This is a genomic window from Niallia sp. XMNu-256, from assembly GCF_036670015.1.
Lineage (GTDB): Bacteria > Bacillota > Bacilli > Bacillales > Cytobacillaceae > Bacillus_BD.
Genome location: NZ_CP137636.1, coordinates 710,526 through 732,663, shown reverse-complemented (window position 1 = coordinate 732,663; position 22,138 = coordinate 710,526). Strand labels below are relative to the sequence as shown.

Genomic DNA, 22,138 nt, shown 5'->3' with positions numbered 1-22,138 from the left:
TCGGAGCTTTACGAGCAGCTGACCCCTACCTATCTCCTTTTATTATACTTAGAATCTTGAGTGGGTCTTACTGCCCTTTAAATAAAGAACAGCGGCGAGGGAAACTATGTTCCTCGCCGTTTTTCTATTCATAGAAAAATTGATTATCTTAATCTACAGAGTAGTGCTATAAAAATAATGTCCATATCTTAAATTAATACTGTGTTTGAATTACTAGACGCCCGTGTATGAGGAAAATCCACCATCAATTGGAAGTACAACGCCTGTTACAAAGCTTGCCGCTTCCTCACTGGCTAAATATAGAAGACCGCCTATTAACTCTTCTGGCTCACCGAATCTTTCCATTGGGGTACTGCTAATAATTTTTCCAGTTCTAGCAGTTGGTGTGCCATCTTCATTGAATAGTAATTTTTCGTTTTGTTTTGTTACTAAAAATCCTGGAGCAATTGCATTTACACGAATACCTGTTTTTGCAAAGTAAGTAGCTAACCATTGTGTAAAATTACTGATAGCAGCTTTCGCTCCACTATAAGCAGGAATCTTTGTTAAAGGTGTATAAGCATTCATTGAAGAAACATTAATGATATTGGCACCTTTTTTACCAATCATATCTTTCGCAAACACTTGGGAAGGAAGTAATGTTCCTAAGAAGTTTAAGTCAAAAACAAATCCAACACCCTCAGGATCTAAGTCAAAGAATGTTTTTAATTCTGGATTTTTCTTCACTTCTTCTTCATTATAGAATTCGTCGTCTGTAGAGCCCTTTGGATTGTTTCCGCCTGCGCCGTTTAAAAGAATGTCTACAGGACCAAATTCTTTTATAATGATTTGACGAGCTCTTTCTAATGCTTCTTTATCTAGAACGTTCGCTTCTACACCAATTGCTTTACCGCCTGCTTCTTTGATTTCAGCGGTTACTTTATCCGCTGATTCTTGCGTTCGATCGATAATCGCTACTTTTGCACCACATTCTGCTAAAGCTTTTGAAAAATAAGAACCTAATACACCGCCACCACCAGTTACAATGGCGACTTTATCTGTTAAATCTACTCTAAATGGAACTGCCATACTCTCATCCCCCTTATCAAAATCGTTTAATAACTAACTATTAAGTAGAAGATTATTTTCTACTTTTTTGTTCTGCTTCCCATAATCCATATAGATATGTTGCACCTAAAGCGCGGTCATATAATCCATAACCTGGTTTACCCGTTTCGCCCCAAATCATTCTTCCGTGGTCAGGACGAATTGGACCTGTGTAGTTGAAATCTGCCATTGCTTTAATCACTTCATACATGTCAATGGATCCATATTCAGTTGGATGCGCACTTTCTTCAAACGACAACCCGCCTGTAAGCTTTATGTTACGAGCATGTACGAAATTCACGCGATCTTTTTGACCGAAATAGCGTAACATTTCTGGGAAATCATTTTTAGGTTCTGCACCAAGAGATCCACTACACATCGTTAACCCGTTATTTGGGCTGTCATATAGGTTAATGAATCTTTCTAAGTTTTCTTTGTTTGTGATAATGCGTGGTAATCCAAAGATATCATACGGAGGATCATCCGGATGGATGGCCATCTTAATGCCAGCTTCTTCTGCTACTGGAATGATTTCTTTAATGAAATACTCTAGGTTTTCCCAAAGCTTTTCGTGATCTACATTTTTGTAGTGATCAAATAATTGTTGCAAGTCTTCTTTCTTGTAGCTAGAATCCCAACCTGGAAGTGAAAGTTCACCTGTTAGAGGATCCATTTTCTTTGCTACTTCTTCTTCAAAAATAAGAGCTGTAGATCCATCTGGAAGACGATATTCTAAATCCGTACGTGTCCAGTCAAAGATTGGCATAAAGTTGTAACATACAACGGGAATGCCCGCTTTACCAAGATTACGTAAAGTTGTTTTGTAGTTCTCAATATATTGATCACGAGTTGGTAACCCGATTTTAATATCTTCATGAACAGGAACACTTTCAATCACTGAAATGTGTAAACCTGCATCCTCAACTGTTTTCTTTAACTCTTCAATTTTATCCATCGGCCAAGCTTCCCCAACCGGAATATCATAAATAGCGGTTACAATTCCTTTCATCCCAGGAATTTGACGAATGTATTCTAGTGGAATCGAATCTGTTTTACCATACCAACGAAAACCCATTTCCATAATTAAATTTCCTCCCTTTTATCATTCAACTTCAATTGCGAAGTAGTTTTTAGCATTGTTATAACAAATGTTTTCAACAAGTTTTTGCAGCAATGCTGGGTCATTTGGAATTTCCCCATCTTCCACCCATGTACCAACTAAGTTGCATAGGATACGGCGGAAGTATTCATGTCTGCTATATGAGATAAAGCTACGTGAATCTGTCAGCATCCCAACAAAATGCATTAATAACCCTTGATCAGCTAAAGCTGTTAATTGGCGGATCATTCCTGGTTTTGTATCATTAAACCACCAGCCAGAACCAAATTGGATTTTACCAGCTATTCCTGCTTCATTGCTTTGGAAGTTTTGAATGGTTGTCCCAACCAGTTCATTGTAAACGGGATTTAAGTTGTAAACGATTGTTCTTGGCAATGAATCCCGCATTTCAAAAGAATTTAATAAAGCATTTAATGGTTGTGCAACTTCACCTTGATCACTAATGGAGTCAAAACCTGCATCAGGACCCAATTTGTGAAACATTTTCGTATTATTATTACGAATCGCACCAAAATGGATTTGCATTGCCCAGTTGCGCTCTTTATACGCTTTGGCAAGAGCCATTAAAAGGGCTGTTTTAAACTTATTTTCATCCTCTAAACTTACACGGTTGCCTTTGCGGCCAGATTGATATATTCTATCTAATTCATCTACTTCGAATTCAGCAAACGGAATTTCAGATAAGCCATGGTCAGAAATTCGGCAGCCCTTTTCATGGAAATATTGCACACGAGAAAGTAACGCTTCTACATATTCGCTATAGATCGTCAAGTTTTGGTTGACCGTTTTTTCAAGCTCCTCAACAAATGGAAGAAACGTCTTTTTATTAATTTCTAACCCTTTATCAGGGCGAAAGGACGGTATCACTTTTACTGGAAACTCTGATAGCTGAGCAATTATTTCATGATACTGAAGATCGTCAGTCGGTTCATCTGTTGTCCCGATCACCTTGACGTTGGAGCGCTTAATCAATTCACGAACAGAATAATTATCCTGTTGCAATAATTCGTTACACTGATTCCAGATACGTTCACAGCTCTCTTCATTTAGTAGTTCTTCAATACCAAAGTATTTTTTTAGCTCAATATGAGTCCAGTGATATAGTGCATTCCCAAGTGTATATGGCACCGTTTTAGCCCATGCAGCAAATTTTTCCTTCGGATCAGCATCACCAGTAATATATTTTTCCGCAATCCCATGCGCTCTCATCGCTCTCCATTTATAATGGTCGCCTTCAAGCCATAACTCGGTTATATTGTTAAATTTACGATTTTCAGCAATATCCTTTGGTGATAAGTGGCAGTGATAATCGTAAATTGGCATTTTTTCAGCATAATTATGATAGAGTTCAATAGCTGTTTGGTTCGTTAACATAAAGTTTTCATGGATAAAAGTACTCAAAACTCTAACACCTCCTAGATCTATTCTTATCGATTAATGGCAAGAGAACCATTCATGAAATTTTCTATATCTGAAATCGGCACTAAATTAGCGTCCCCTTTAACTGTGTGCTTAAGAGCAAAACAACCTAATCCAAATTCAACAGCTTTTTTAGGTTCAAAATTATTGATTAATGAATAAATCATTCCCGCTGAGAAAGCATCTCCTGTTCCAACTCGATCAATAATATCGACCTCAACTGTACTTGATTGATATATCTCTTGTCCGTCAAAAAGGAATGCTTGTAGGCGGTTACGATTAACAGATAGATGGGATCTTTTGGTCATGGCAACATATTCAATCCCAAACTGCCTTTTCATTTCATTCATAACTTTCAAGTAATCATCTATATTTGGATTTTCAGGTAGATGATCTTTAATTTCATCGCCATTTTCATCTAGCAACTGTAACGGTTCTATTCCAATACATAGATCAACATTTGATACCAATTCAGACATTTTTTTTCGCGCATCTTCAAATGACCATAGAGAACTGCGATAATTAAGGTCACAGCTTGTTTTTAAGCCCTTTTTCTTTGCGGCTGATAGTGCTGTTTTCGTTAATAAAAATAACTCATCATTCAAAGCAGGTGTTATTCCGCTTATATGGAACCAATCAGCATCCGCAAAAATGGCATCAAAATCATATTCTTCGACCTTCGACTCTGCAAAAGCTGAATACTTTCTATCATAGTAAACTTTTGATGGGCGAATAGAATAACCATTTTCTAAAAAATAAATTCCTAATCTATCTCCACCATGAATAACATGATCGGTTTTAACACCGAAACGATTTAATTGTTGTTCAGCACTCGTTCCAATAGCATTTTTCGGTAGCTTCGTTACAAATGAACTATCTAGTCCAAATTTGGCTAATGAAATGGCAACATTTGCCTCCCCTCCACCATAAATAGCATCAAAGGATTGGGCTTGAACAATTTTTTGATAATCAGGAGCAGCTAATCGCAGCATAATTTCTCCTAAAGTAACTACTTTCTTCACTATTTATTCCACCTTCTTGTTAGTAATTATTTAGGCAACTTGTTGTATAAACGATCACCATTTATTCTTCATACCTATAGAGTTACCAATTTCCGGACATATCTTTAGTAGAGACCTAAATATTCTTATTATACTAGTATACATGAATACTTAAGTTAAATGTTGAGATGTTAGGTTAAGGTTAGATTCTTAAATCTATTATTTGTTTTATATAATTTATCGAATCTAACCTATGGGTATCATATTCGTTCAACTGTATCCGCTTTCAAACCTCCTATTAACAATAACTTGGAGGTTCATGGATGCTATGCAATTTCCATTTTGGAGGTTTTTACCTCATCATTATTATCCATCCATACTTCGTCATAATTATAACCAGTTAGATTTTCAACAACTTCCCTTGTTTCTGAATCAACATCTGATTTTAAACCGCCAGCTTTCAAACGATCAATTTCATTAACAAGAATATCATGAGTATTTCGGTTTAATTTGAAAGTGAAAGCAATTCCTAATGATACCAGAAGTAAACCTGCAGTGGCTATTACCATCGTATACACAATAGTTGAAATCGCCTGAGTTGATTGGGCAGCAGCACCTTCAACAAATCCGCCGAATTCCAATAATAAACCGACAGCCATCGTAGCAACAGCGACAGAGGATTTTCTAGCAAACGTCATGACCGCTGCAAAGAGACCTTCGCGTCTTTGTTTTGTAACGATTTCATCAACATCTGGAATGAAAGGGAATACATTCCAAGGCGTAAATTCTAAAATACTTCTACCAACTTGATAAAGACCGGCAATTACGAACAATAATGGAATCATCAAGGCTGGTTTTGTTAAATATACTACATAGAATCCAACCAAACAGATGATCATTGTAGAATAAGAAATTTTGAATAAATTTGCAGGTCCAAGTTTAATCATTAAGTATCCTGCTAAAATTGTAATAGGAATCCCAATCGCACTTAATGACAGCAGGTTCGCACCAAGTGTTGATGATTGACCAAGCGCAAATACACAGAAGTAGACGAATGTAGCATTAAATACGTCCTTTGCAGTAAAAGAAAAAATATAAATACCTAAATGCTTACGAAATGCCTTAATTTTAAATGTTGTAATATATCCTTTTAGGACTTCGCCAACCTCTTTTAATGAATCAGAGAAGCTTTTACGACCTTCCATTGATTGTTGAGCTAATGCCTGTTCTTCTTCAGGTGTAAGTTCTCTCTCCCATGTGGATTTGTAGGAAATAAAGATACAAACAGCAAATAAAATAGCGAAAAATGCTCCGTTTATTAGAAATGCGTAGGAATTATCTTGACCAAGTACAGCAAGAATTTGACCTGGAACAAATGTTGCTAGGAAAGTACCTGTACCTGATAGGAACATTCTTGCTGTTGACATCTGTGTTCTTTCATTAAAGTCTTTTGTCATTTCAGAAGGAAGTGTTTCCCAAGGGATTAATACCATTGCTGCAATCACTTCAAATAGTAGAAAAGTTAATAGATAGTACCAGTAACTCATCCCAGAAACCCATAGCAGTACATAAGCAAGCATTAATGGTGAACCAATGAGCAAGAAGAATCTACGGCGACCAAATTTACGTCCAATTTTATATTTTAATAAATTATCTGAAATACTCCCAACAAATAAACTGATAACAGCATCCACGATACGGGCAATAGCGATAATGGACGCAGCTTGTACCGGTGATAAACCAGCAAACGTTGTAAAGAAGAACAACAGCCAAGCTCCAATAATCGTAAATGCTCCTCCACCCATAATATCTGTTAATCCAAACCCTATACTTGTTTTTAACGTTACCTTTCTGTCTTTAGCTGACATGAAATACCCCTCCATAGTATTTTTTATACGTATAATTACTAGAGCACTGTACGGAGCACTTTACCTTTAATCTAAATGTTTCATTATAAATATATTTAGATATTTAGATATTTAGATATTTAGATATTTATATTGAAATAATACTCCTCTAGTCATCTTTGGTATACTTGTATACTAGCATCCTGAAAAAAATAATACAACAAGAAAATGAAAACGTTAACATATTGTTCAAATTTAGATTTAGACATATTACTCATTTTGAAAAGAGATGGTCAAATAATTCATGAACCTTTAATTTTTATCAGGCATAACTGACAGTAAGACTCCACCTCAAGGTTCTAAGTATGATAAAAAAAGATAGATGGGGGATCAACTGCCCGTAAAGCTCCGGAAGTTGAACACAGACTAAATACGCCTGCGGCAACGTCTGCGTGACCAGCATGCTGCTGGCCTCAACTAACCATCAGTGCGGGATAAAAGACCCCACACTGATAGAAGTTTCACTTTATTGAAACAAAGTGCAGGTATGTTTCAGACATATCTGTATCAACAAGAATCCTTGAAATTACTTTTTATAGCCTAAATTTGGTATATTATTCCAACGATCACTTAAATAGCGTACAACCATTTTGGGTTCCCTTGATCTTGTAAATACACCTTTTTTATTCCCTTGTACACGCATGATTCCGAACTTGGTTTGGAAATCAGCAAAGTTCCATAATTGCTCGCCTACAAAGTTTTGAATTTCATCAAATACTTTACTATTTATGCGATAGTAATCTTCTTGATATTCTTCAGAAAATGGCTCACCGTATGCACTGTGGAATCCTGCCACCGTATCAGCACCATATTCAGTATACATAATTGGCTTATCTGGATATTTTTCTTGCCATGCTAATAGTTCTTGGCGCGTTTTTTCTTCCGCTGTTTTTAGATCACCATGTTGTACATACCAACCATAGTAACGATTCAAGGCAATGACATCTACCAAGTCTGTACATTTATCAGCCGTTGGTGTTGCCATCATAATGCTGACATTTGTACACGGGCGTTTTTGTGGGTCCAATTCGCGAGCTAGATTAAATAACGGCTCAAAGTACTCATAAGCACCTTGTGAATATGTTGCTGCCTCATTCGCAATCGACCACATGACGACACAGGCGTGGTTTTTATCACGGTCAATTAATTCACGAATGACCTGCTTGTGTGCCTCTGCAGTTCTAAGTTCTTTCCAAGTATCGTCTGCGAAATCTCCACCTTTTTCTAAAAGGGATACATCAAACGTAAAGGACAACATTAATCCAACTGCAGGTGTCTCATCAATCACAACAATCCCTTCACGGTCACATAAACGCATCATTTCTTCAGAATATGGATAGTGAGACGTCCGTAATGAGTTCGCACCCATTTTTTTCATTAAATTGATATCCAATACATTATAGGCCTCGTTCAACCCACGACCATTTACATAAGTATCTTCATGTTTACCAAAACCTTTAAAATAGAATGGTTCACCGTTAATCAGGAACTTACCGTTCTTTACTTCAACCTTGCGGACACCGAATAACTCTTCATAGACATCAACCATTTCTCCGTTCTTAATGCCTTCCACTTTTGCTTTATAAAGAAAGGCATTCAACGGCTGCCATAATTGTACATTTTCAATTAAAACATTAGTTTCATTACCTGACGCTTGAGCTACTTTCTTGCCTTCTTCATCTAAGATCGTTACACGTACTTCATCAAAGTTTCCTGTTGTTTTAACAGAGATTTTTACATCCGCCTTTTTAACATTTAAATCTACCTCAGGAACAATCACAATGTCCTCAATGTATTCCCTTGGTGTAGAATAAATTTTAACTGGACGATGTAAGCCTGCAAAATTAAAGAAGTCAAAGTTTTCATCGACATTTCGAATTACACGGCCATCTGCATCTTTCTTCTCACTATAGTTACCAACTGGTAGTGTAGTATAATCCAATAAATTACTTAAACGAACGGTTAAACGATTTGAACCCTCTACTAAAAAGTCATTGATTTCTACTTCGAATGGGGTAAATCCACCTTTATGATGAGATATTTCCTTGCCGTTTAAATAAACCCATGCTTCATGGGTAGCAGATCCAAAACGCAATACTAATCTTTCATTGCGTAAAGCCTTCGCAACGGAGAATTCTCTTTCATACCAAATATAACCACTATGTTCACGGATCTCTTTTATGGGTGTCTGATCATTAAAAGAAGCAGGAACAGCCATCACTTCATTGGTTGGGAGCTGTTGTGATACCTCGATGGGCTCTACCTCTTTATCAATCATAAATTTCCAAACTCCACTTAGATCCATGACAACACGACTATCTGTAGCTATAGGATATAACATATACTTTTCCTCCAATCATTATATGAAAAACTGCAATTAGTAGTGGGAATTCTAATATGCTTTATCTAATCTTAGATTAGGGTATCCAAAATTAACCCTGATATTATTTCTTATACCCTCTTATGTAGGGCTTAATGTAATTTCATTATAATAAATGATTCACTTTATTAATCGTAATTTTTTAACTAAAATAGTAATTATATTACTTTATGATAATAGAGGAGATTGAAAGGGGAATTCCTTTGATAGAAAATAAAATTAAAATTGCCCAAGCAATCCATTTTATAACAAAAATGGATACTATTTTGATAGGTCACACTGGTAATCCCTTGTTTCAATCGGTAAACCATTCCATCCCAGCCGTATTAGAACAGCCTGAAACTGAATACACACATATATATGAAGTGCTTTGTAATACTTCCCCTCATCATTATTATCACTACATCAATCTATTTGGGCTTGAATATATGGCTGTTGGATTTTGGGAGAACCAATCGTTAATTGGAAGCATAGCAGTCGGCCCCTTCATTTCAAGTATGTCCGTTATCGATCTTATTAAAGATATTATTACAAGAAACACTCTTCCTATAGGTGAGCGTAAACAGCTAGAACAATTCTATCAATCCTTGCCCGTTTTAGGCGAAATCGAATATCAGAGTATTGGGGAATTGCTTGTTAACATGTGCAGCCATGATTACATCCCAGCACAATCAATCTCTTCACATGTACCAAAACCCAATCTAAATAAAAATCATCTAAAGATGAGTATTGAGGAAAACAAAGAGATTATTGAAAAAAGATATCAAGCTCAAAGTATGCTGATGGACGCTATAACAAGGGGAAATAAAACAGAAGCCAATAGCATCATGCACACAACGGCAGGACTATTGGAATTTTCAGATCGCATTCCCGGAAGCCCTATCCGTTCATCAAAAAATATGGCCTTTGTAATGAATACTTTATATAGAATTGCCGCTGAAAGAGGTGGGGTGCATCCCGTCTATCTTCATAATATCTCAGAAAGATTTGCAATTTTAATTGAAAGGACCACCACTATTCCAAACTTGGAAAAGTTATTGATTCTCATGACAAATGAGTATTGTGATCTTGTAAGCACCTTTGCTACAGGACAGTATAGCCCTATTGTGAAAAAAGCAGTTGATTATATTCTATTAAATTTGGGCAACCCGCTAACCCAAAGACTAATTGCGAAGGAAATACATGTGAACCCTTCGTATCTCTCACGAAGGTTCAAAGAGGAAATTGGTATCAATATAACGGAATTTATTAATCAAAAAAGAATCGACGAAGCGAAATTATATTTGCAAAGAGGAAATATAGCAGTGACTGACATTGCTTTTCTAGTAGGATTCAATGATTTAAATTACTTCAGTAAAGTCTTTAAAAAACTGACATCGATTACTCCAACAGAGTATGCAAAAAAGAAGCCTTCACGATTTGGATAAAGGAAATGGAGGGGGCTTTTGCCTCCTCCATTTCTATATAATCATACATTCGTTTTCAAACCATTTAATACATTATCTATAAGAAGAGCACTTAACCAAACCGACCCGTTATATAATCTTCCGTTCTTTTATCTCTTGGTCGTGAAAAGATAATATCTGTTTCATCATATTCAATAATTTCACCATTTAAGAAAAAGGCGGTTTTATCTGAAACACGTGCTGCTTGTTGCATATTGTGGGTAACTATAACAATTGTAAAGTTCTTTTTCATTTCGGTAATTAACTCTTCAACTTTCAACGTTGATATTGGGTCTAAAGCTGAAGTTGGTTCATCCATTAAAATGACGTCCGGTTTCATAGCAATTGCACGTGCAATACAAACCCGTTGCTGTTGACCACCTGATAGTCCCAGTGCTGAAGTCTTTAGTCGATCCTTAACTTCATCCCAGATTGCAGCCCCACGCAAGCTTTCTTCCACGATTTGATCCAACACTTTTTTATTCTTAATCCCTTGGCCACGAGGACCATATGCCACATTATCATAAATGCTCATCGGAAATAGATTCGCTTTTTGGAAAACCATACCAACCTTTGTTCTTAATTTGATCACATCATTGCTTTGATAAATATTCTCGTTATCTATGTTTACATCACCACTAATTTTGACTCCATCGATTAAATCATTCATACGGTTTAGAGTACGTAAAAAAGTGGATTTACCACAGCCAGAAGGACCAATAAAAGCGGTAACTTCTTTCTCCTTGATATCCAATGAGACTGAATAAAGGGCTTGTTTTTCTCCATACCACAAATTTAAATCATTTACCTTAATTTTCGTTGCTTCATTAGATTGCTGATTCATCACCAAAAATCCCTTCCTTACTTTTTTACGTTCATGATCGCTAAATTATTTATCAATGATCTTAATGGTTCGCTTTATTCAATACCTTTGATATTAACGTTGCTAAAAGATTCAATACAAGTATGATGACAATTAACACAATGCCGATTGCAGCTGCAAGTTCAATATCTCCTGATTCTTGTGTAACTAAATAAGAATGTACCGTTAACGTCCTAGCTGATGAAAATATTCCTTCAGGTAATGCAGCTACCGTTCCAGCTGTTAAAAAGATCGCCGCGGATTCCCCCACGATTCTCCCAATTGAAAGAATGATACCAGATAAGATCCCCGGCATTGCACTTGGTAAAATCACCTTATATAACGTTTGCAGTTTTGTATTACCTAAAGCTAGAGAGCCTTCACGATAAGAATTCGGAACCGTTTTTAACGACTCTTCTGTTGTTCGGATAATTACTGGCAAGATGATAATCGTCAATGTCAAGGATGCAGCAATGATCGACATGCCGAATTTTAAAGTAGTTACAAAGAATACGGCACCAAATAAACCATATATAATAGAAGGGATCCCCGTCAAGCTTTCAGTAGCAAATCGGATCGTTTTTACTAATCGGCCTTGTTTGGCGTATTCCTGTAAGTACACTGCAGCCAAGATCCCAATTGGAGTTGCGATCACTAAGGATATGACAATCGTATATACGGTTGTCACAATCATTGGCCAAATACCACCACCACCAACAGGAGAATAATCCCCAAAGATAAAATCAAAGTTAATTAATCGAAACCCTTTATAAAATATGAAGCCTACAATAGTTACAAGAACAGCAATTGTTAAAAAGGCGGATAACCAGAGAAGTCCACGCAACATACCATCTTTAAACGTTCTCATCTTAGTTACCCCCTTTCGCGCTAATTCTTGCTAATACAAAGTTTAACAATAAAATAAATCCGAATAAAACAATCCCTGTTGCAAATAGCATCTCTTGATGAGTTCCTGCTGCATATCCCATTTCTAAAGCAATGTTCGTTGTTAACGGACGGATACTATCTGTTATACTCGTTGGGATAATCAGACTGTTTCCTGCTACTAAAATTACCGCCATCGTTTCACCAATAGCTCTACCCATTCCTAATACAACAGCTGTCATAATCCCAGATTTAGCAGCTGGAACAACAACTCTAAAAATCGTTCGTATTTCAGAGGATCCTAATGCCAACGATCCTTCCCGATATGTTTTTGGCACAGCCCTAATCGCTGTTTCAGATACACTTACAACTGTAGGCAGCATCATAATGGCTAACACGAGAATCACTGCAAATAAACTTTGTCCCTTTGCTAAGCCAAGATTATCCTGCAAAAAAGGAACAATGATGGCGAGTCCAAACACCCCATATAAAACAGAAGGGATTCCTGCTAATAACTGTACGCCAGGTGAAATGATTTTGGCGAGTCTTTTTGGTGCGATTTCAGCTAAAAATACCGCTGTAAACAATCCAATCGGAACGCCAATGATTAATGCACCGATTGTAGCATATATCGAAGCCACAATCATCGGGAAAATCCCGAATTGATCTTCACTAGGTACCCAGTCTACTCCAAAGAGAAAGTCAATAAAACTGTATCCTTCCACCACAAACGGACGGGCGCCCTTATAAAATACAAACCCGATTATTAATGCTAAGCAAATCACAGAAAGCAAGGCACAGATTAGAAAGATTTTTCCAGATAACTTTTCCAAGAAATACTTCTTTTTATTTGACTTATTGATTTCACTACTTTGTTTCTCACTCATTAGGCTTGACATATCTCATTCCTCCAAAATTGCTACACACAAGATGCCTTGTATAAATGATCATTCATTCTCTATCATTTTACCTTAATGGGATGACACCCGCTTCTGCTACAACCTCTTGTCCTGCTGGACTTAAAATATAATCAATGAATTGTTGTCCTTCTTGACTAAGGTTTTCCCCTTTATGAACAAATAAAAACGGACGTGATAATTTATATTTTTGTTCAAGGACATTCTCGGCTGTGGCTTCCACACCATTAATCTCTACAGTTGAAACAGAGTCATCAATATATTCAAATGAAACAAATCCTACCGCATGTTTATTTGTTGCAACCGTTGTTTTAATATTACCGTTTCCACTAGCAACGATTGCACTTTTCACTAATTCACCGGAAGAGTAGTCAACAATTTCTTGAAAGGCATCCCGTGAACCAGAACCATCTTCTCTCGAGACAACGACGATTTCCATGTCCTCTCCCCCAAGTTCCTTCCAGTTTGTTATCTTCCCTGTAAAGATCTGTTTGACTTGTTCCATCGTCAGATTCTTTACTTTATTGCTCGGGTGAGTGACTACAACAATTCCGTCATAAGCAACAATAGTTTCAATTAATCCGTTTGCTACTTCCTCTTCTTTCAAATCACGTGAAGACATACCAATCTCTGACACACCAGTTGTTGCGTTTGTGATACCAGCAGAAGAACCAATTTGATTAATCTCAATTTTGATATCATTTTGTTCTTCATATTTAGCTGCTAATTTCTCAGCTAATGGTCCTACCGAGGTTGATCCAGATATAGATAGTGTATATGTATTACCATTTGAAGATCCTGATTTTCCTTCATCAGGTGCCCCACAAGCTGCTATTACAAAAGTTATTAATAAAACCAATAATCCTATCATTAATTTTCTAATAAACGTCATTTCCAAACCTCCAAGATGTTCGATTGGCAACCTCTACAGAATATATGTATATTGTAAAGCTCCTGTTTATTTAATGTAAAGTTTTTGTAAATTTATTAACCAGCGATTAATCGAGCGTAAACGGTGTGCTGAGGATGTAAAATTATGGTTATTATTTGTAAAGTTTTTGTGATTATAGCCGATTAACTAGGTAGGAATACAGTTTTTAACAAAAAAGCTGATCCTCTATCATTTAGGATCAGCTTGCGACTGGAATAAAGGATGAGGTTTCCTTTCCATTATAGTTTTGTCTTTATCAGAGAAAATATTACAGAAGAACCTTGTATTTTAATATTGATTAAAACACGAGACTTTCCTGATATTTCAATTGATATATTCTCTTAAGGCTAGCTGATTATTAACCATCATTTGTTTATTTCCCGTTAAGCTAATTAATCCTAGCTCTTCAAATTTTCTAAATTTCCGACTGATGGTTTCGCGGGTTACACCTACATAACTAGCAATTTCTTCTCGAGTGATTGGAAGGTGAATAAGAATACCGTTGTTCATTTTGATCCCAAACTTTTGACAGAACTCCAAAATCATATGGACAATTCTTACCTCTGGATCTTTTGTGGCCAAATTTTGGGCAAGATTCTCAGTATGTGCTAATCTTTTTGTTAAGGCTGTTAGTAATTTCATTGAAATGCCTGGATATTCTAGCATAATTTGATCCATTTCACTTTTTCTCAATTGACAGATTTCAGTATCTTCAATAGCAAAGGCACTGAAGTTATTAAGTTCATCATCATTAAATAAATTCAATTCACCGAAAAAGTCACCAGTCGTCATGATATATAGGATCTGCTCTTTGCCGTCTACTGTAAATTTAGATAATTTTACTTTTCCGCTATGAATAATCGATAATGTATCTGATCTCTCACCCTCCTGTACAACTGTTTCTCCCTTTTTAAATTGTACATGTTTGGTCATTTTAGCTATTTTCAAAATTTCTTCACTCGATAATGCAGAAAAAATCGGAACTAATATTGGACATGGTTCTTTTTCTTGATGATCAACCGGATTACAATGATTTTTACACATATCGCATCACCTGATTTTTATAATAAGTAACATAAAATACAAGAAAGTAAGTTTCTTTCAACTGAATAATAGCATAACTACCATTTTTGTATTGTGTTTTATATCACCATAAACTTATCTAGTTAGTTAAACGATCAAATGATTAATATAAAAAGTGTCAATCCATATGGATTGACACTTTTTATACCACTATTCTTCTACTACCTCAAATTGTTCTTGATCTTCCCCACACACAGGACATATCCAATCCTCCGGCAAATCCTCAAATGCTGTTCCAGGAGCAATATCCTCATCTTCGTCTCCAATCGCAGGATCATAAATATAACCGCATGGAATACAAATATATTTTTTCATTCTACTCTCCTCCTATATTACGCAGACTTCTTTTGTATTTCTTTAAGTTGATTCATCATTTCAGTTATTGATAGATTTTCAAAATCGATATTAGCCAATGACGTATTATTCTCTATCGCTGATTTATACAGGATAGAAGCTACAGCGCCTTCTTGTGAGATAACTCCTACTAATTTCTGATTTTTAATAAAAATTCTTGTATATTTTTTCTCACTGTCTACTTCAACAATGGTTGTATCACATTGATTCTCATCTACCAATCCTATAGAAAATAACATGACATCAAAAGCGTTGAATAGTGTTACTGGAATGGTCTTTTCGTAAACTTCTGATTGAGATGCCATATTACCTCCAGCAACCTTCCCTTGATCCATTGCCGGCTGCCATAAACCAGCAACCTCACCATTCCATTCAGCAACATCTCCTGCTGCATATACATGTTCAATATTCGTTTCCATTTTATCATTTACAATAATTCCGCGATTCACGGCAATGGATGTATTTTTGACAATCTCAATATTGGGAATAACCCCTATTGAATAAAGGATGGTATCACATGAAATGGTTGTATGATCTGTCACAATTCCGCTTACTTCACTATCTCCTATAATTTCTTTAATGGAGGTATTTAAATATACTGAAACCCCTGCTTCTTCTAATTTAGATTTTAATCGTAAGGCTATTTCTTCATCTAACTGTCTTGCCATTAGTCTTGGAGCTACCTCAATGATGGAAACCTTTTTTCCGGCCTTATGAATGGACTATGCTGTCTCTAGCCCTTGAACTCCGCCACCAATAATTACAACATGTTCTCTATCTTCAACAAAAGCCTTGAACTTTTCCGCTTCGTGCATTTCTCTAATCGTAAAGACCCCTTTTTTATTAGCCCCATTAATGGAGAGTTGTCTATTGATCGCTCCTGTTGCGATAAGGAGTTTATCATAGGAAGTGGTTGTTCCAGCTACTGTAGTAACCTCTTGGTTTGTTGTATCAATTTCCGAAATTTTTGTATTTAAATGAAGGGTAATATTTTGGGTCTCGTACCACTTTTCCTTTTTAATTAGAACCTTCTCACTAGTTAAATCAGAATACAGATCTTTTGATAATTTGATTCGATTATAAGGTAACGACTTCTCAGCTCCAAACAAATGGATGTTCGCTTCTTTATCTTGATCTCGAATAGCCTTAGCAGCATTTACTGCCGCTACACCTGTACCGATGATACAATAATTCTTATTCATTACTTATCCACCTTCTCAAAAGATTAAATCGCACTTCGTAATAAATCAGCTACAAATGTTGCTGAATGTTCAATTTTGTTGAGTTGTTCATCCTTTGGTGAGAATCTTACTCTCACTGGGAATTCCACATGTGTCATTCCTGTTGTTTTAATGACATTCGATGTGCTCTGTACGTTCATATTCGTCTGATTCAAATAATCTTGGATGACTTCAATGGCTTCTCCACTCCATCCATACGAACCGAAAGCAGCACCAATTTTGCCTTCTAGATTCAGTTCAACCATTTCTTTCAGAACTTCTTCTAGGTTCCCAATCATATCCGCATATTTCGTAGAACTTCCGATAAAGACGGCATCTGCTTCTTTAATACTTTCAAGGATTTCTGCTTTATCAGATTTATCCGCATTAAAAACTGTTGTTTGGATTTCATTTTCTTCGAAAATTCTCTTTAAATGATCCGCAACTTTTTTCGTATTTTTCCTTATCGTTGTATAAACGATGGTTACCTTTTTATCTTTAACGGTATCTGCACTCATTGTTGCATACAGACCAATGTACTTCTGAATGTCTTTTCGTAAAATAAATCCATGTGAAGGAGCAATCATTTGCACATCCATCTCTTCTAACGCGTCAATCAATGCTCTTACATATCTTCTATGAGGGTGGATAATTGCATTGTAATAACCAATAAAATCTTCTGTTATATCAAAGCCTGCTTCATCTGCAAAAATATCTTTTACGGCCACATGTGTACTGAAAATATCGCAAGGAAATAGAATTTTTTCTTCTTCACAATACGTGATCATTGTTTCGGCTGTATGAAGGTACGGTGTTTCTTTAAACTTTAACGTTTTACCCCCAATATCCAATGTGTCTCCGTCCTTAACGACTAAGAAATTTCTATTGTGAAGTTTATACATTTCTTTTAATTCAGGAACGGCAATCTCTGTGCAGACAATCGTTGCATTTGGTGCTTTATTTGCTAGAGCTGCCATTCCACCTGAGTGATCGGGTTCTGTGTGATTAATAACAATGTATTGTATTTCCCTTGGATCGATTAACTGACTTAAATATTCGTTAAATTCTCTTCCAAATTCCATATCTACTGTATCAATCACTGTTGGCTTTTCCGTTTTTAATAAATAAGCATTATAAGTAGTACCCTTTGCCAAAATTAATCGGTGAAACGGAACCTCCCGATCATCAATTTTACCTACCCAATATATATCTTCTGTTAAAGCAAAATGTTTCATCATCTATATAATCCTCCTAATTGGAAATGAGTATTGTTCTCAACTACATTTATCTTACAAAAGAATTTAAAATAAAAAGAGGATTTGAATCACATTTCAACAAAAAATAAAGTTACTCGCACCTTATGGAGAAATAGATGTCACTTTGTCCATATGATATAATGTGTTTTCGTTAATAGAACTAAAGAAGTTCTAGATAAAGTGAAACTTCCATCAGTGGGGGTTTTCTTTCATCCCCCACTGATGGTTAGTTGAACCAATCGGAGCTTTATGGGCAGTTAATCCCCCACCTATCTTCTTTTATTTTACTCAGAATCTTGTGGTGGGGGTCTACTGCCCGTTAAGCCTGATAAAATAGATGGCTAAATAGCAGAAGGAGGAAAATTGTGACAAACGATAATAAGAAGTTATCATTAGAACAACGCGAAGAATTATTTGGAACATTGAAAGCCCGCTTTGAGAAAAACATGCACCGGCACGAAGGTCTAGTTTGGGCAGAGGTTCAGGCAAAACTAGAAGCTAATCCAGAAAAACTGTGGTCGCTCAATGAAATGGAGAGAACGGGCGGAGAGCCGGATGTTGTTGGTTATGATCAAACGAAGGACGAGTACATATTTTGCGATTGTTCAGCAGAAACTCCTAAAGGCCGCAGAAGTGTTTGTTATGACCAAGAAGCGCTTGAGTCAAGAAAAAAACATAAACCAGAAAATAGCGCGATTAATATGGCAACTGCCATGGGAATTGAAATGCTAACAGAAGAGCAATATCGAGAATTACAGAAAGTTGAAACTTTTGATAAGAAATCTTCGAGCTGGATACTAACACCTCCTGATATTAGAAAGCTCGGTGGAGCTCTTTTTTGTGATTATCGCTATGGCCATGTTTTTGTGTATCATAACGGTGCGGACTCTTATTATAGTGTAAGAGGGTTCCGCGGTACACTAAAGGTCTAAATTTCAAACCTTTTATTAATAAAAAAATCGTGTTAGATCTCTACTATCTGAACACGATTTTTTCTATTTCTTCCCTTTCCTATGTATCATCACTCTATTTTACTTCTTTGATATGTAGATAGGACTACCCCGCCTACTATAAATAGTGACCCTACAATCTCTGCACCTGTTATTGGCTTGTATAGCAATATGAGCCCCATAACCATGGCGACAAAAGGTTCTAAATTAGATAATATAGAAGCCTTTGAAGCATCGACATATCTAATGTTGTTATTCCATATTAAGTTAGCAATACCATGTACAACAACAGCAGTTACGATAAGAAAAATCCAATCAGACCACTTCGAGCTTACTCGTAATGGATTGTCTAGTAAAAATGCGAAAGGAATGGATACAATTAAGCCTACAATATTCGAATATAAAGTAATGATAAGTGGATCTAATCTTTGAGAGAGAAGTCTTGTCATAATAATCATAATGGCAAATGTAATCATTGTTATGACAATCCACAATAAACCTTTATCAAAGTGTAAAGATGGATTGTCTATTGTTACAACAAAATAAATACCTGTAATAGCAACAATTGACCCAATGAGCATACGAATGGTTAATTTTTCTTTTAAAAAAATAGCTGCTAAAAATCCAGTTATAATAGGAGCAGTTGCTAATATTAATGCAGATGTGGTTGGATCAGCGGTTTGTAATCCTACAAAAAAAGACCATTGATTTATAAATACACCAATAACCCCTAGAAACAATATTGGTAGTAAATCCGATTTAGTCACACGTTTAAAGTGTTTTTTGAATGAAGACAATCCTATTAAAAAGAGTACAATAAACAAAAGCCTTAGCATCGTTAGCAGAGTTGGAGAAAAGGATTGAACTAACATCTTTCCAAACACAAAATTACTTCCCCATATGACTACACAAACCGTAAGCAAAGTATAAGCTTTTAACATATTTTACCACCTTCCCTTTAAACAAAAAGCAAACAATAAAAAATCGAGTGTAGAGGCACTCGACTACTTGCCGTATGAAAAACGGCCAATTCATTATAGCTTTTACTCTAAACCGGTTTAACATTCTCGATAGTAGAACTCGTTTAGCTAATTTCTCTATTCTAACAGTTGAGTCCACTTATGATGCTTTTTTCCTTTAGCAACTGACGAATGTTTAACGTAAAAAAATCATTCTAGATAGATCCTGTCGCAAAACCGTGCTGACACCTAAATAGAACAACATCAATAAGTTTCCAATAAATTGGCAGTATCCCCATAATATACAGACTCCTGCGATAAAGGAGATTTGAATTTTCATCATTCATCCTTTTTCCTATTTTATATGTTTATTTTTATAACTTACTACTTAATAAGACAAGCTATTATAACATATTTACTGAGCCTCTTGATTAAGTTTAACGTTTTATTGTTGGGGTAATAGAATGAAGTGCCCTGTATTATTTTTGGATAGGATTGAAAATCAGATAAATAATAAAAGTGTAAATAAATTTACATACCAAGTTCATAATGGGAAGAGAGTGTGTGGAAAATGAAAAGTTCAAAGGTTGTACTGATTGGAGTGGGGGCAGTTGGATCAACTACAGCTTACACATTATTGTTAAGACAACGTATGGATGAACTCGTACTAATCGATGCCAATATGGACAAAGCAATTGGAGATGCACTAGATATGAATCATGGGATGCCATTTCTAGGCAGGACCAAAGTTTGGGCAGGTTCATATGTCGATTGTAAAGATGCTGATATCATTATTATTACGGCTGGATCAGCACAAAAGCCTGGAGAATCCCGTGTCGATTTACTTAAAAGAAATATCGGCATTTATGAAAGTATTCTCTCTGAAGTATTGAAATATAACCAGGACGGAATTTTATTGATCGCAACAAATCCAGTGGATGTCATGAGTTATTTTTCATGGAAAAAGTCTGGTTGGCCAGTGGAAAGAGTGATTGGTTCTGGAACTCTATTGGATAGTGCGAGGTTTCGCTACTTAATTGGCCAACATTTAAACATTGACCCACGAAGTGTTCATGCCAATATCTTGGGAGAGCACGGAGACTCAGAAGTTCCTTTGTGGAGTCGCGCCCATATTGCAGGCACTAAATTGGAGTTAGATGAAAAAGTAAAAGACTTTATTTTTGTAAACACAAGAGAAGCTGCCTATCAGATTATTAATACTAAAGGGGCTACCTATTACGCTATTGCATTAGCACTTGATCGAATTTGTGCAGCAATTTTGAATAATGAAGGGGCTGTACTTACAATCTCTACATTACTAACAGATTACCATGGCATTTCAGATGTATACCTTGGTGTTCCTTCAATCGTAGATCGTAATGGGGTACGAGAAGTATTAAAGACAGAAGTAACGACAGAGGAGAAGGAACTTTTACAACAATCAGCCAATAAAATGAAAGATCTAATCCAATCAGTACTCTAAAAAATTTAAGCCATTCTATAAAATGAATGGCTTTTATTACGTTTTAATAATCAAACTGTTTTTTTGAATAGACAAATTCTATGCCGCTGACACGATATATCATATCAAGAAATTAAAACTCTCATATTGTTTGTAATATTTACTATAAACATATACAATAAGATCGAACAAGTGTTCTTATTTGAGGTTATTATGGAAAAGTGGGAGGCTTCTTATATTGCTGGAATAATAGATGGAGAAGGCACAATTACTTTGACAAGAAATCATTCAAAAGAATATCGAAGGCCTTGTATTGCAATAGCATCTACAGATAAGGAACTATTAATTTATTTACAAAGTTTAGCAGGTGGAAAAATTTGTAACAAAAAGAATTACAATCCTGAAAAACATAAATACTCATTCACTTTAACCATTACAAAGAAGACAGACGTTTTTAGTACTCTTCAATCAATATTACCATTTCTTAGAATTGACAAGAAAAAGTTGAGAGCTGAATGGATTTTAAAATACTATGATTCTGTTACTTTGAGAGATGGCAAATATAATCAAGAACAGTTAGTATTAAAAATTAAATTCGAGAAGGAGTTCTTTTTAATTTAGAATAACCTCTTCTAATTAATTACCGAATCATTTCATATGCAAAGCTAAGTAAATGTAAAAACAGACTTACCAAAATATTGGTAAGTCCGTTACAAGTAGTATTTACCACCAATTATTATGTATGGTGGAGACGGTGGGACGTGCTCTTCCATGCTTTCGTCATGGCACTGACTATATCTTGAACCTGCAGTCGGGCAGGTCCCTTGGCGTATTATGTGAAATATAAATTTACCTGACTCCAGGCAGAATTTCACATCCTAGTACTACCAAATCCGTTGGC

Annotated in this window: 18 protein-coding genes and 1 pseudogene; 4 read left to right on the top strand and 15 right to left on the bottom strand. The window is 35.9% G+C overall.

The window, feature by feature from the left end; translation table 11 throughout:
* Positions 1-213: 213 nt before the first annotated feature.
* The 6 genes from R4Z10_RS03610 to uidA form a co-directional block, all read right to left on the bottom strand.
* Entirely contained in the window at positions 214-1,068 is an 855-nt protein-coding gene (locus R4Z10_RS03610; RefSeq protein ID WP_338471867.1) for an SDR family oxidoreductase, read from the bottom strand.
* Positions 1,069-1,120: 52 nt separating this feature from the next.
* Positions 1,121-2,167, bottom strand: coding sequence for a mannonate dehydratase (uxuA, locus tag R4Z10_RS03605; protein WP_338471866.1), 1,047 nt, complete (start codon positions 2,165-2,167; stop codon positions 1,121-1,123).
* Positions 2,168-2,188: 21 nt separating this feature from the next.
* Complete coding sequence (gene uxaC / locus R4Z10_RS03600) at positions 2,189-3,607, bottom strand: glucuronate isomerase (protein ID WP_338471865.1); 1,419 nt, start codon at positions 3,605-3,607, stop codon at positions 2,189-2,191.
* Positions 3,608-3,633: 26 nt separating this feature from the next.
* Complete coding sequence (locus R4Z10_RS03595; RefSeq protein ID WP_338471864.1) at positions 3,634-4,647, bottom strand: sugar kinase; 1,014 nt, start codon at positions 4,645-4,647, stop codon at positions 3,634-3,636.
* A gap of 305 nt (positions 4,648-4,952) precedes the next feature.
* Complete coding sequence (locus R4Z10_RS03590; RefSeq protein WP_338471863.1) at positions 4,953-6,494, bottom strand: MFS transporter; 1,542 nt, start codon at positions 6,492-6,494, stop codon at positions 4,953-4,955.
* A 565-nt stretch (positions 6,495-7,059) separates the two neighbouring features.
* Positions 7,060-8,874, bottom strand: coding sequence for a beta-glucuronidase (gene uidA, locus R4Z10_RS03585; RefSeq protein WP_338471862.1), 1,815 nt, complete (start codon positions 8,872-8,874; stop codon positions 7,060-7,062).
* Positions 8,875-9,116: 242 nt separating this feature from the next.
* Here uidA and R4Z10_RS03580 point away from each other — a divergent pair, with 242 nt between their 5' ends.
* Positions 9,117-10,340, top strand: coding sequence for an AraC family transcriptional regulator (locus R4Z10_RS03580; protein WP_338471861.1), 1,224 nt, complete (start codon positions 9,117-9,119; stop codon positions 10,338-10,340).
* A gap of 91 nt (positions 10,341-10,431) precedes the next feature.
* Here R4Z10_RS03580 and pstB read toward each other — a convergent pair whose 3' ends face one another.
* From pstB to R4Z10_RS03540, 8 genes and pseudogenes are all read right to left on the bottom strand, one after another.
* Positions 10,432-11,202, bottom strand: coding sequence for a phosphate ABC transporter ATP-binding protein PstB (pstB, locus tag R4Z10_RS03575; protein ID WP_338473153.1), 771 nt, complete (start codon positions 11,200-11,202; stop codon positions 10,432-10,434).
* Positions 11,203-11,263: 61 nt separating this feature from the next.
* On the bottom strand, positions 11,264-12,088 hold the full coding sequence (gene pstA, locus R4Z10_RS03570; RefSeq protein WP_338471860.1) for a phosphate ABC transporter permease PstA: 825 nt from the start codon (positions 12,086-12,088) through the stop codon (positions 11,264-11,266).
* 1 nt (position 12,089) lies between these two features.
* Positions 12,090-13,004, bottom strand: coding sequence for a phosphate ABC transporter permease subunit PstC (gene pstC, locus R4Z10_RS03565; protein ID WP_338471859.1), 915 nt, complete (start codon positions 13,002-13,004; stop codon positions 12,090-12,092).
* Positions 13,005-13,071: 67 nt separating this feature from the next.
* Positions 13,072-13,914 carry a phosphate ABC transporter substrate-binding protein PstS family protein gene (locus R4Z10_RS03560; RefSeq protein ID WP_338471858.1) on the bottom strand — a complete coding sequence of 281 codons (843 nt, stop codon included), beginning with the start codon at positions 13,912-13,914 and terminating at the stop codon, positions 13,072-13,074.
* A gap of 363 nt (positions 13,915-14,277) precedes the next feature.
* Positions 14,278-14,997 carry a Crp/Fnr family transcriptional regulator gene (locus tag R4Z10_RS03555; protein ID WP_338471857.1) on the bottom strand — a complete coding sequence of 240 codons (720 nt, stop codon included), beginning with the start codon at positions 14,995-14,997 and terminating at the stop codon, positions 14,278-14,280.
* Positions 14,998-15,186: 189 nt separating this feature from the next.
* Positions 15,187-15,351 carry a rubredoxin gene (gene rd, locus R4Z10_RS03550; protein WP_338471856.1) on the bottom strand — a complete coding sequence of 55 codons (165 nt, stop codon included), beginning with the start codon at positions 15,349-15,351 and terminating at the stop codon, positions 15,187-15,189.
* Between the two features lie 17 nt (positions 15,352-15,368).
* Positions 15,369-16,592: pseudogene (locus R4Z10_RS03545) on the bottom strand (FAD-dependent oxidoreductase).
* A gap of 23 nt (positions 16,593-16,615) precedes the next feature.
* A complete protein-coding gene (locus R4Z10_RS03540) occupies positions 16,616-17,848 on the bottom strand; it encodes an FprA family A-type flavoprotein (protein ID WP_338471855.1) in 1,233 nt (410 codons plus the stop codon).
* A 383-nt stretch (positions 17,849-18,231) separates the two neighbouring features.
* Between R4Z10_RS03540 and R4Z10_RS03535 the strand changes: the two genes are divergently transcribed.
* Positions 18,232-18,798 (top strand): DUF4256 domain-containing protein, encoded by a 567-nt coding sequence (locus R4Z10_RS03535; protein ID WP_338471854.1) that lies wholly within the window; start codon positions 18,232-18,234, stop codon positions 18,796-18,798.
* An 89-nt stretch (positions 18,799-18,887) separates the two neighbouring features.
* Here the strand turns inward: R4Z10_RS03535 and R4Z10_RS03530 are convergent, their stop codons facing one another.
* Complete coding sequence (locus R4Z10_RS03530) at positions 18,888-19,757, bottom strand: DMT family transporter (RefSeq protein ID WP_338471853.1); 870 nt, start codon at positions 19,755-19,757, stop codon at positions 18,888-18,890.
* 589 nt (positions 19,758-20,346) lie between these two features.
* Between R4Z10_RS03530 and R4Z10_RS03525 the strand changes: the two genes are divergently transcribed.
* Together R4Z10_RS03525 and R4Z10_RS03520 are read left to right on the top strand one after the other, a co-directional pair.
* Positions 20,347-21,258: an L-lactate dehydrogenase gene (locus tag R4Z10_RS03525; RefSeq protein ID WP_338471852.1), complete on the top strand. Its 912-nt coding sequence runs from the start codon at positions 20,347-20,349 to the stop codon at positions 21,256-21,258.
* A 192-nt stretch (positions 21,259-21,450) separates the two neighbouring features.
* On the top strand, positions 21,451-21,858 hold the full coding sequence (locus tag R4Z10_RS03520; RefSeq protein WP_338471851.1) for an LAGLIDADG family homing endonuclease: 408 nt from the start codon (positions 21,451-21,453) through the stop codon (positions 21,856-21,858).
* The last annotated feature ends 280 nt before the right edge of the window (positions 21,859-22,138 follow it).